Origin of the sequence: uncultured Corynebacterium sp. (assembly GCF_937999985.1) — a bacterium.
Lineage (GTDB): Bacteria > Actinomycetota > Actinomycetes > Mycobacteriales > Mycobacteriaceae > Corynebacterium.
In genome coordinates this window covers 1-11,282 of the sequence record NZ_CALLDG010000182.1, presented here as the reverse complement: position 1 = coordinate 11,282, position 11,282 = coordinate 1, and the positions used below count along the sequence as shown (strand labels likewise).

Sequence of the window (11,282 nt, the reverse complement as noted above, 5' to 3'; positions counted from 1 at the left end):
CTTCGGTGGGAACCAGAGGTGCGTACACCTGGAAGCGCTCGGGGGCCTCCATGTCGATCTCCGTGATGACGATGCGATCAGCCACGGGCATGCACTGGGCGTACACCTGGCCGCCGCCCAGTACCCATACGGTGGGGGTGCGCTCGTCTGCAGTTCCGTCGGCGCCGTCGGCACCATCAGCGCTGTTCTTCAACTCGTTGAGGATCTGCTCCGCGGCGTTGGCCAGCGCGCTGGGGATCGAAGGCTCGATGATGCCACCGGGGGCGTCATAGTCATCCTGCCGAGTGATCACATAGTTCGTGCGCCCCGGCAGCGGGCGGAATCCATCGTCGAGTGCTTCCCAGGAGGTGCGCCCCATGACGACGGGGTAGCCGGTGGTGGCGTTCTTAAAATGCTTCAGGTCCTCTGGCAGGTACCAGGGCATGTCCGCTCCATCGCCGATCACACCGGCGGTGGTCTGCGCCCAGATCATGCCGATCTCCACCTGATCGCGGGAAATCCCCTTGGCCTCTAGGGCATAGCTGACCGCAGCGGCGGTGAGCTCCGGGTAGTCGCCCGGCTCGTAGCCGGTTGGGCGGTGGGGTTGGTTGTTGGAAGTCATTTATACGGCCACCTTTGCCTTGATCACCGGGTGCGGGTCGTAGCCGGTGAACTCGATATCGGAGAAGTCGTAGGAGAACATGTCCGCAGCCTTGTGCAGCTGCAGCTGCGGGTAGGGGCGGGGATCGCGGGAAAGCTGCAGTTTTACCTGCTCCACGTGGTTGTCGTAGATGTGGCAATCACCACCGGTCCAGATGAACTCACCGACCTCCAGGCCTGCCTGCTGGGCGAACATGTGGGTCAGCAGCGAGTAGCTGGCGATGTTGAAAGGCACGCCCAGGAACATGTCCGCACTGCGCTGGTACAGCTGGCAGCTCAGCTTGCCGTTAGCCACGTACAGCTGGAACAGCAAGTGGCATGGGGGCAGGGCCATGTTGTCCAATTCTGATACGTTCCAGGCGCTGACGATATTGCGGCGCGAGTCCGGGTTAGTCTGCAGGGTTTCCAACGCGCCGGCGATCTGGTCGATGTGCTGACCGTTCGGGGTCGGCCAGCTGCGCCACTGCACGCCGTAGACCGGGCCCAGATCGCCATTCTCGTCGGCCCATTCGTTCCAGATGCGAATGCCGTTTTCCTGCAGCCAGCGCACATTGGAATCGCCCCGGAGGAACCACAGCAGTTCACCCACCACGGACTTCACGTGTACCGACTTGGTGGTGATCAGCGGGAAGCCTGCGGAGAGGTCATAGCGGATCTGGCGGCCAAACAGGCTGGTGGTCCCCGTGCCGGTGCGGTCGCCCTTGGGGGTGCCGGTCTCGAGAATCTCCCGCAGAAGATCCTCGTATGGGGTGGGGATGGAACTCGGCTGCTGCTGGGGTGCCACTGCTCGCCGCCTTCCTTTCAAGCTCGAAGCTTCTTGGGGTTTAAAAGTCCCACACAGTCTACGTCGGCAACCAAGCGGCGGCACCCGCGGGGCTGGCAAGCCCGGCTATGGACAAGCTGAGACTAGGAACCGGCAGTGGTCCCGGAAGCGGATCCACCAGCGGATCCGCGCGCCGGGCTAGTGCAGTGGTCGGTAGTCGGCGTGTGGTCGCCCGCCTCGCGGGTCAGGCCCCACAGGATCAGCCCGATGGTTGGATCGTGCTTGGGCATGGAGGCGTGGCCCGGCGGAATGGGGAGCTTGCAGGCAGCGCCTACCTCCACGTTCGCTACGTCCGCGCCGTCGACTGATTCCAGCATGGAGGTCTTATTCGGCGTGGCGGTGGTATCGGCCGCGGAGTAGAGGTTGGTGTACTGCACGCGCTTGTCGGTATCCGGCAGCTGGTTCAGGCGGTCGATCAGTTCCGAACCGACCAACTGCTGCACGCCTGCCTTGCCCGCGGCGGACTCGGCTAGCTTCGGGTTCCGCTCGACGATCGGGCGCAGCATCTTGTCCATGCCGGCCAGCGTGGTGCCGTGGTACGTCGCAGCCAGGCCGACGGCACGGCCGACCTTATCGCCGCCACCGTTCTCCGCGATGTACTTCTTCAAGTGCAACCCACCCTGGGAATGCCCCACCAGATCGACCTTCTCTGCACCCGTCACGGACAGGATGTAGTCGATGGTCGAAGCGATTTCCTTGGCGGAATCGTCGATGTCCACCATGGCGTAGCGCCCCAGCAGGTTCGGTTTACCGTCGTTCGGCTTACCGTAGTTGAAGGCCCACGTGCAGAAACCCTGCTTGGATAAAGCATTGGCGGCCTTCTGCCAGCGCGTCGAGTTATCGGACGTGCCGTGGATGAAGACGACGGGGTTCGGGTGCTCCGGGGAGGGGACACAGGTGGGATTGTTCACAGGCGCCTTGGCCACATGCTTGCCTTCTAGACCGGCGGGGACTGCGGCGTCCGGAATAGCGCTAGAAGCATCGGTATCAGCAGCTAGGGCAGAAGGGGTGAGGGAAGAGAGGGTAGAGAGGGAAACGCTCAGCGCTGCAGCGCCGGCGAGGATGGATCGGCGGACCCGACCCCGTGCGAGAGAATTAACTTTCATGGAAGAAACGATAGCCTAACTTCCAGCGCTGTCCACCGTTACAACCAGAATGCACGGGCGTGTGATCCCCCTGCTCGCGCGTCAAACCCCACTCGATTAGGCCAATGATGTGATCGTTTTCGGGTAGCGATGCATGCCCCGGCGGAAGCAGTAGCCCGCAGACCTCGCCGACCTCTGCCTCGGCTACATCCGCTCCACCTATGGACTCCAGCTGAGACGTGGAATTTGGCGTGGCCGTCAGATCCTTCGAGGTAAAGATATTTGTGTACATCACGTTCGGGTGAGTATCCGGCAGCTCGTTGAGCCGACTGATGAAATCCGAACTACTCAGCTGCTGAATCGCGGCCTTGCCCGCCACCAGATCCGCGAATTCCGGGTTGCGGTCCACCAGGTTCTGCAGGATCGAGGACATCCCGGTCATCGTCGTGCCGTGATACGTCGCGGCTACTCCCACCGCGCGGCGCACCGTATCCTGCCCGCCGTGCTCTGCAATGTACTTCTTGATGTGCAGCCCGCCCTGGGAATGCCCCACCAGATCCACCTTGCTGGCGCCGGTGACCTCCAGGATGTAATCAATCGTCGCCGCGATCTCCAGGGCGGATTCGTTGATGTCGTTCACGGCAAACACACCCGGGATCGCGGGGCGGCCTTCTTCCGGCTGGCCGTAGTTGAAAGCCCACACCGAATAACCCTGGGCGGCGAAATACGTTGCGGCTTTTTGCCAGCGGAAAGTGTTGTCCGTCGTGCCGTGGATAAACACTAGGGGGCAGGGGTGCTCCTCCGTCAGCTCTTTCCGTGGATTATTGGCGGGCGCGCCGATAACGTAGCGCCCCTGCAAGGTGGCGGGAATGTCCGCGTCCGGCTCCAGCTGCGCGCGGGAGGCCGGACGGGGCGTCAAGAAGGAAAAAGGAAGCATGCAGTGCTAGGCGCAGGGCTAAAGAGAGTAAGCGCCGTGCTTGTCGTGGAACTTCGCGGCGGAGGCTAGGATCTCGTCGGCCATGTCGGGGCGGGAGATCATCAGATCCGGCAGGTACGGCGACTCGCAGTTGTAGCACAGGTCCGTGCCATCCAGGCGGGAGGTGTGCAGGCCAGCGGCCTGGGCAATGCCGACCGGGGCGGCGTTATCCCACTCGTACTGACCACCGGCGTGGACGTAGGCATCGTTATCGCCCAGAATCACGGAGACGGCTTTAGCCCCGCAGGATCCCATGGTCACCAGCTCCAGGCCCAGATCCTCGGCGATGAACTCGGCAATCGCCGGGGTGGTGTTTTGGCTGATCACTAGGCGGTTCGTGCGTGCTCCCTCGACAGCGCGGACCTCGGAGCTGCTGAACACGCGCCCTAGATCCGGCATGCCCACGGCAGCCTCGATGACCTTGCCGTCCTCCACCAACGCGATATGCACGGCCCAGTCCTGGCGGCCACCGGCGTACTCCCGGGTTCCATCGAGAGGGTCGATGATCCACACGCGCGAGTTATCCAGGCGCGAGAGGTCGTCTTCGGCCTCCTCGGAGAGCATTGCATCGTTCGGGCGGTGCTGTACGAGGGAACGGGCGATCCAGTCCTGCGCCAGCGCGTCGCCGGCCTTGCCCAGCTCGGTGCCGCGGAGCAGACCTACGTTCCTTACGCCTTTGAGGATCTCTCCGGTGCCCTGCGCGAGTCTCTGGGCCAGCGTCGCATCATTGAGTTCAGCCGTCATAGTTCTTACTTTAGCGGTCTGTTTAAATGGTCACATGGCTGTTGACCCGCTGGATTCCTTTTATGCCCCCGTTGCAGCGTGGTTCCGAGACGTTTTCGCCGAGCCGACGATTGTGCAAACGCAGGCATGGCGGGCTATCTCCGCAGGTCAGAATGCTTTAGTGGTGGCGCCGACGGGTTCGGGCAAAACCCTGGCGGCATTTTTGTGGTCGCTGTCGCGACTTTCTGGGGGATCTTTTTTTAATGACGCCCCCACGCCTGAAAAATCAAGTCCCACCAAGGTTTTGTACATCTCCCCGCTGAAAGCACTGGGCGTAGACGTCAGCCGAAACCTGGCGGCTCCGCTGGCTGGCATTGCGCGGGTGGCCGACGCGATGGGGGAGACCGCCGCCCCGGTGCGGGTGGGCGTGCGCAGCGGGGACACCCCGCAGTCGGAACGTTCTAAACTGCTACGCAATCCGCCAGAGATTCTGGTGACCACGCCCGAATCGCTGTACCTGATGCTGACCAGCAAGGCAGCGGCCACGCTGGCGAATGTGGACACCGCGATTGTGGACGAGGTGCACGCGGTGGCCGGTACGAAGCGCGGCACGCACCTGGCTCTGTCGCTGGAGAGGTTGGAGATGCTGACGGGCCAGGCAGTCCAGCGCATCGGCCTGTCGGCGACGGTGAACCCCGTGGATAAGGTCGCCAGCTTCTTGGGAGGCGACCGCCCGGTGACGGTGGTAAACCCCGAGCAGCCGAAATCCTGGGATGTGCAGGTGACCAGCGTGGTGGAGGACTTCCAGGATCCTCCGGCGGTAGAGGACGTTGCGCTGGCTGAGTATGAGGTGACGGAGTCTGAGGGGGCGTCAGAAAAAGAAACAGAAGCGCCGATAGACGAGGCACTGCTCGGCCCCAGCCTCATCGGCGAAGGGGTGGGCGGCAGCACCCAGGCCGGGTCGGGGGCGCGCGTGGCGAGCGGGGTGGATAAGGAATCTGCGCTGCCGCAGCAGAAAAGCGTGTGGCCGCACGTACAGCGCGCGATCTACCAGCAGGTGATGGAGAATCGCTCCACGTTGGTGTTTGTGAACTCCCGGCGCGCGGCGGAGCGGCTGACCGGGGCGGTGAACGAGGAATGGGCCAAGGAGCACGATCCGGATGCGCTGGCCGCCCCGACCAGGCGCGACCCGGCGCAGATGATGGCGCAGTCCGGGGCTGTGCGGGGGATGGACGGGGCGGGCGTCGCGCGGGCGCACCACGGTTCGGTTTCCAAAGACGAGCGCGCCGACATCGAGGCGGCGCTGAAGTCTGGCGAGCTGCGCTGCGTGGTGGCGACGAGCTCCCTGGAACTGGGCATTGACATGGGTCTGGTGGATCACGTGGTGCAGGTCGGCGCGCCGCCGTCGGTGGCTTCGGCGGTGCAGCGGTGCGGCCGCGCCGGGCACACCGTGGGCGCGACCAGCCACGCGACGATCTACCCGCTGCATAAGCAGGATGCCGAAGCCGCGGTGGTTGTGGTGGATCGGCTGCTAAAGGGGGAGCTGGAGCCGCTGCACGTGGTGCATAATGCGCTGGACGTGCTGGCGCAGCACACCGTGGCGGCGAGCGTGCAAGCCGGTGCGGGTTTGCTGGACGTCGAGGAGTGGTGGCGCGTCGTCCGCCGCGCGCACCCCTATGCCACGCTGCCGCGCGAGGCCTTCGACGGAGTGATCGAGATGATCAGCGGCCGCTACCCATCCACCGACTTCGCGGATCTGAAGGCCCGCGCGATCTACGACCCCATGGCCGGCACCCTGGAAGCCCGCCCCGGAGCGCAACGCCTGGCGGTGACCAGCGGCGGCACCATCCCGGACCGCGGCATGTTTGGAGTGTTCCTGGCCGCCGGGGAAAACGACGGCGCCCGCCGGGTCGGCGAGCTGGACGAGGAGATGGTCTACGAGTCCCGCGTCGGCGACGTATTCACCCTGGGCGCGAGCAGCTGGCGCATCCTGGAAATAAACCGCGACCAGGTGATTGTTGCCCCCGCCGCCGGCCACACGGGTCGCCTGCCGTTCTGGGTGGGCGATGCTGCGGGCCGCCCCGTGGAGCTCGGCCAGGCCATCGGCGAGAACCGCCGTACTTGGGGCTCTGGCACTTTGGAGGACATTCGCTCGGCCGATTTTTTGGACGCCCACACCCGCGCCAACCTGGATGCCTACTACCAGGAGCAGAAGGAAACCGCCGGGATCATCCCGGACGAGCGAACCGTGCTGATCGAGCGCTTCCGCGACGACATCGGCGACTGGCGCGTAGTGGTGCACACTCCCTTCGGCCGTGGAGTGAACGCGCCGTGGGCGCTGGCGCTAGGGGCGGAGCTGAATCGCCGGACGGGGATTGATGCGATGGCCGTGGCCGGGGATGACGGCATGGTGCTCCGCCTGCCTTATTCAGACGAACCGCCGGGCATGGAGTTGCTGCTGGGCGAGGGCTACAGCGGCGCCGAGCGGGCGGAAGCCACTTTGGCGGATGTGATGGAGGAGGTCGGTTCCTCCGCGTTGTTTGCGGCCCGCTTCCGCGAATGCGCCGCCCGGGCTTTGTTGCTGCCGCGCCGCAATCCCGGCAAGCGCCAGCCGCTGTGGCAGCAACGCCAGCGTGCCGCCCAGCTGCTGGATGTTGCCCGGGAACACCCCGAGTTTCCGGTGATGGTGGAGACGATGCGCGAGTGCGTGCACGACGTCTACAACCTGGACTTCCTGAAGGCGCTGGTGGCGAACCTGGGGCAGCGGGATGTGCGCCTGGCGGAGGTCACCACGGAGGCTCCGAGCGCATTTGCCGAATCGCTGCTGTTCACCTACACCAGTGCCTTCATGTACGAGGGCGATTCCGCCGAGCGCGCCGCCGCCCTGGCAGTGGATCCCGCGTTGCTGGCAAAGGTGCTGGGCACCCGGGAGGAGGGCATGGCCCTGGACCCGGCTGCGGTCCGCCGGGTGGTTGACGCCGCCCAGTGGCTGGCCGAGGGGCGCCAGGCTACGAGTGTGGAGCAGGCCGTGGATATGCTGCGCGCCCTGGGGCCGCTCAGCCTGGACGGCGTGCGCGAGCGCATCGAACCCTGGGCCGGGACGGTGGAGGATAGCCTCGCGCAGCTGCGGGAGTTGGTTCCCACGCGCTTGATGGAGGTGCACTTCGGCGGGCAGCTAAAGCTCGGCGCGGTCGAGGACATGCCCCTGCTGCGCGACGGCCTGGGCGTGCCCGTGCTGCCCGGCGTGGCCATCGCCGCCGAACAGGTGGACCAGCTAGACAATGCCATCGACCAACTGTTGCTGCGGTGGATGAAGAACCGCGGGCCCACGACTGCCACCGAGGCCGCTGCTGAGTTCGGCCTGGGGCGCGCGACCGCCGACGCACTGCTGGCCCGCTGGGCAGAGGGAGCGCAGGGCGCACAGGGCGCACAGGGCACGCGAGGTACGGGCAACCAGCGCCGTTTGAGGGCGGGGCATTTTGTCTATCTGGGTGATTCTTTCAGTGGGTCTGATGGCCCGAGTGGCACTAGTGGCGCCCCTGCCCCCACCAGCGCGGATGCACAGGCGGAAATGCAATACGTGGATACGGGGATGCTCCGCCGCCTCCGGTCGGCAACCCTGGCTGCTGCGCGCGGATCGCTGGAGCCGGTGACCCAGCAGACCTACGCACAGTTCCTAGCCGACTGGCATGGTCTTGGCCAGATGCAGCGCGAGGAGCTCGCCAGTGCCCTGGAACAGCTCGCCGGGGTGCCGATCCCCGCCAGCGCGTGGGAAACCTTGGTGCTGCCCGCGCGCATCCCGGACTATCAGCCGGGAGACCTGGACGAGCTGCTCAGCACCGGCGAGATTCTCGCCGTCGGTGCCGGACAAGCCGGTGCCAAGGATGCCTGGGTGAGCTTCGTGCCCGCGGACATGGCTGAGTACCTGATGGAAGGCGGGGAGGGGCTGGAACGTGGCGTCCATAAAGATACAGCGACCACCTTGGGCATGGTGGCCACACAGATCCTCGAGCACCTGCAGCGTGGCGGCGCGTTTCTGGCGGCCGAGTTGCAGGCGGCGACGGGGGCGGATCACGCGGAGGTAGATGCGGCGCTGTGGGAGCTATTCGATGCCGGGTTGGTTGCGCCCGATAGTTTCGCGGCTTTGCGGGCGCGGCTGGTGGAGGCCGGCTCCACGGGCAAGCAGGCTCACCGAGCGCCCCGCCGGAACCAGGGGCGCGGGTCGGCGCGCCGGGTGCGGATGGGACGCAGCGGATTTGCGCGGGCGGCGCGACGGTCGATGAACGCGCATTCGTCGGTGCCGGGGCGGTGGTCGGCGGTGTACGGCGCTGGGGTCGGTGTTGCAGAGGAGCTAGAAGCCCCTGCCGACGCCGCGGAGCTGGCCCTGGTGCGCTCCGAAGCTTGGATCGACCGCTACGCCGTGGTCACCCGCGGGGCGGTCGTAGCGGAAAAGGCCGCCGGGGGGTTCGCCGAGGCGTATCGGACGCTGAGCGCCTGGGAGGATTCCGGCGAAGTTCTGCGCGGCTACATCGTCGAAGGTCTGGGCGGGGCGCAGTTCGCCCCGCGTGACGTGATTTCCCAGCTCCGGCGGGCGCAGGACGGGCGCGGAAACGGGCTCGGGAACGGGCACGGGAACGGGCACAGTGACGGTGCTGGCGTTGGCGGTGTTGGCGGTAGCACTGGCGCACGCGGAGTGGCTATGCCAGAGCATGCACCCCAGCTGCTTTCCGTCCTGGACCCCGCGAACCCGTTCGGCTCCACGCTGCCTTGGCCGGAGGTCTCACGCTCGGCCGGCGAAGGTATGGCGCCCACACGCACAGCTGGTGCGATGATCATCATCGCCGCTGGTCGCGCCGAGGCGTATGTCTCTCGCAGTGCTAAAAACGTGGTTCTTTTTGCTCGGCCCGATTTTGGTGACGCCACGTCTGCCGAGCTCGGCGCCCCAGCCCCGCAGATCGATCTGGTGGTCGGGACTCTCAAGGAGGCCATCCGCGCCGGACGGTTGAGCCCCGTGATCATCGAGAAGGTCAATGGTTTCTCGGTGATGGACATTGCGACGACAGATTGGGTGACTGCAGGTGCACGCCTGACTCCGAAGGGGCTGAGTATCCGTGCCTGAGGGTGACTCCGTACTCCAGCTCTCCAACCGTATGCAATGGATGACGGGGCGGACGGTGCGGCATACCGACATCCGGGTGCCTCGCTTTGCAACAGAGAGCTTCGACGGCGAGCAAGTCCAACGAGTGTGGCCCTACGGCAAACACCTGTTTATGCATATCGGCGAGAGGGTGATCCACACGCACTTGAAGATGGAAGGCGTGTGGGCGATTCATCGCGCGGGGCAGCGTTGGCGTAGACCCGGCTATAGCGCACGCATTGTGCTGCGTTTTAGCCCCCAGCACGCCGGTGGTGAGGAGATCGAGATCGTAGGGCACGACCTCGGCTTCGTGCGGGTGTTCAGATCCGCGGACTATCCGCAAGTCATCGCGCACCTGGGATCGGACATCCTGGCGGAAGACTGGGAGGTCGACGGCAGGCAAGAGGCCATTGCACGGATCATGCAACGTCCGGAAAGAACTCTGGGCGCCGCACTCTTGGACCAGAAGAACGTGGCTGGGATCGGCAACGAATACCGCGCCGAGGTGATGTTTCTAGTGGGAATGCACCCGGAGGTGAAGGTGGGGCAGGCGGGAGAAGTGGGCGTCACCAAAACAATCGACCTGGCGCGAAGAGTGATGTGGGACAACCGCCTTGAGCCACACCGCGTTTTCACTGGCGACCGGCGGGCCGGACAGGGTAACTGGGTGTTCGGGCGTGCGGGTAAGGCGTGCCGGCGGTGCGGGGCGGCGATTCAGCAGGCGACGCTGGGTGGGCGCTGGGCTGGCGGGGATCCGGATTTGGATTCGGCGGAGTTGGAGCGGATCATCTGGTGGTGCCCGAGCTGCCAGGAGCGCTGAGATTCTTGCTGAGGCAGGTTAAAAGCTGGACAGCGGCGAGGCGGGGAGCTTGCGGGTGAGTTCACCGGGCGGCTCGCTAGTGAGCTCGCTGGCGAGACGGTTAAAGCTAGCGCCCATGACTCCCCTGAAAGGGGGTGGTTTATGTTCGTGGCGCGAGGAAAAGTGCAGGTCGCGAGAGTTTACCTAAAGTTCACGTAGACCTGGTTCGTGCATGTAAGAAATGGGCGACTTTCTACACATTTTGTCAGCAAAAGAGTCAGCTATTCTTATTTTCTAAGGGTGGGAATGTTCGGGTGAAGTGACCGTTGAGTCTTCCAGGGTTTTTCAGTGGTCGGGGCAAGGGTTACCTAAGTAGGCGGTCTAGGGCTGGTTGCAGGAGGGTGAATTCTGTTTCGACAGTGGTTGCGTGATCCTTTAAGGGTTGACTAAGGATCCTTTGGTGAACTGCGGCTTAATTGTTGGTGAACCCTGGGTTGAATCCGGTGCATTAAGGCGCAAGATTGTCGAACAATTCCTGGCTTTGAGGGTTTAGAGTTAGATCTCGTCACTCAGAGCCTGGGTGCACAGCGGCCCTCGCAATCCGCCGCGCAGCACCCGGGGGAGGGCACCCCTAAGACCGGATTCAAACCCAAAGTCACCTGGCCGAAATCTCGCAGAACCCTTGGGCTGGCGGCGCACATTCTCGCAGCATCACCAATGCGCCCTATCCCGCGTGAGCCGGAAGACATCCAGCTCGTGCACCTTTTCGGCCAGTGGCGTGCAAGAGGAGCACAAAACATGAAGAACCTGTGGAAGAACGGCGCAAGCGCAGCTGCTGCGGCCGTCATCGTTGCGGCAGCCGTCGCATCTCCCGCATCCGCCATCACCAAGGAAGAGCACTACCCGGAGACCCCGAAGCTCAACCCGACCCTGCCGATCGTCAACACCACCCACGGTAGTGACCACATCAAGGCCAACATCCTGAACCCGCACCCGGTATGCAACTCCGGTGAGGACTACCGCACCGTCGTCTACAAGGTCGACGACAAGTTCACCCCGGCTGGCACCATCTCTGCCACCAACCAGTCGAAGAACACCAT

7 protein-coding genes and 1 pseudogene are annotated in these 11,282 nt (G+C 64.6%); 3 read left to right on the top strand and 5 right to left on the bottom strand.

What is annotated here, in order from left to right:
• The 5 genes from Q0331_RS08570 to Q0331_RS08550 form a co-directional block, all read right to left on the bottom strand.
• Positions 1-601 (bottom strand): dihydrofolate reductase (locus Q0331_RS08570; protein ID WP_298075954.1); only part of this gene is annotated, 601 nt, incomplete at its 3' end.
• Positions 602-1,423: a thymidylate synthase gene (locus Q0331_RS08565; RefSeq protein ID WP_298075953.1), complete on the bottom strand. Its 822-nt coding sequence runs from the start codon at positions 1,421-1,423 to the stop codon at positions 602-604.
• A 122-nt stretch (positions 1,424-1,545) separates the two neighbouring features.
• Positions 1,546-2,568: a triacylglycerol lipase gene (locus Q0331_RS08560; RefSeq protein WP_298075952.1), complete on the bottom strand. Its 1,023-nt coding sequence runs from the start codon at positions 2,566-2,568 to the stop codon at positions 1,546-1,548.
• On the bottom strand, positions 2,558-3,484 hold the full coding sequence (locus tag Q0331_RS08555) for an alpha/beta fold hydrolase (RefSeq protein WP_298075951.1): 927 nt from the start codon (positions 3,482-3,484) through the stop codon (positions 2,558-2,560). Before Q0331_RS08555 ends, Q0331_RS08560 begins: the two co-directional genes overlap by 11 nt.
• 18 nt (positions 3,485-3,502) lie before the next feature.
• Positions 3,503-4,267: a 3'(2'),5'-bisphosphate nucleotidase CysQ gene (locus Q0331_RS08550; protein ID WP_298075950.1), complete on the bottom strand. Its 765-nt coding sequence runs from the start codon at positions 4,265-4,267 to the stop codon at positions 3,503-3,505.
• Positions 4,268-4,301: 34 nt separating this feature from the next.
• Between Q0331_RS08550 and Q0331_RS08545 the strand changes: the two genes are divergently transcribed.
• The 3 genes and pseudogenes from Q0331_RS08545 to Q0331_RS08535 form a co-directional block, all read left to right on the top strand.
• A complete protein-coding gene (locus Q0331_RS08545; RefSeq protein WP_298075949.1) occupies positions 4,302-9,365 on the top strand; it encodes a DEAD/DEAH box helicase in 5,064 nt (1,687 codons plus the stop codon).
• Entirely contained in the window at positions 9,358-10,203 is an 846-nt protein-coding gene (locus Q0331_RS08540; RefSeq protein WP_298075948.1) for a DNA-formamidopyrimidine glycosylase family protein, read from the top strand. Before Q0331_RS08545 ends, Q0331_RS08540 begins: the two co-directional genes overlap by 8 nt.
• 777 nt (positions 10,204-10,980) lie before the next feature.
• Positions 10,981-11,282 (top strand): annotated as a pseudogene (locus tag Q0331_RS08535) (hypothetical protein); the annotation flags it as partial.

Bases quoted from the DNA above. Each gene is read 5' to 3' on its own strand.
- Q0331_RS08560 (WP_298075952.1), bottom strand. From the start codon at position 2,568: ATGAAAGTTAATTCTCTCGCACGGGGTCGGGTCCGCCGATCCATCCTC.
- Q0331_RS08555 (WP_298075951.1), bottom strand. From the start codon at position 3,484: ATGCTTCCTTTTTCCTTCTTGACGCCCCGTCCGGCCTCCCGCGCGCAG.
- Q0331_RS08550 (WP_298075950.1), bottom strand. From the start codon at position 4,267: ATGACGGCTGAACTCAATGATGCGACGCTGGCCCAGAGACTCGCGCAG.
- Q0331_RS08545 (WP_298075949.1), top strand. From the start codon at position 4,302: ATGGCTGTTGACCCGCTGGATTCCTTTTATGCCCCCGTTGCAGCGTGG.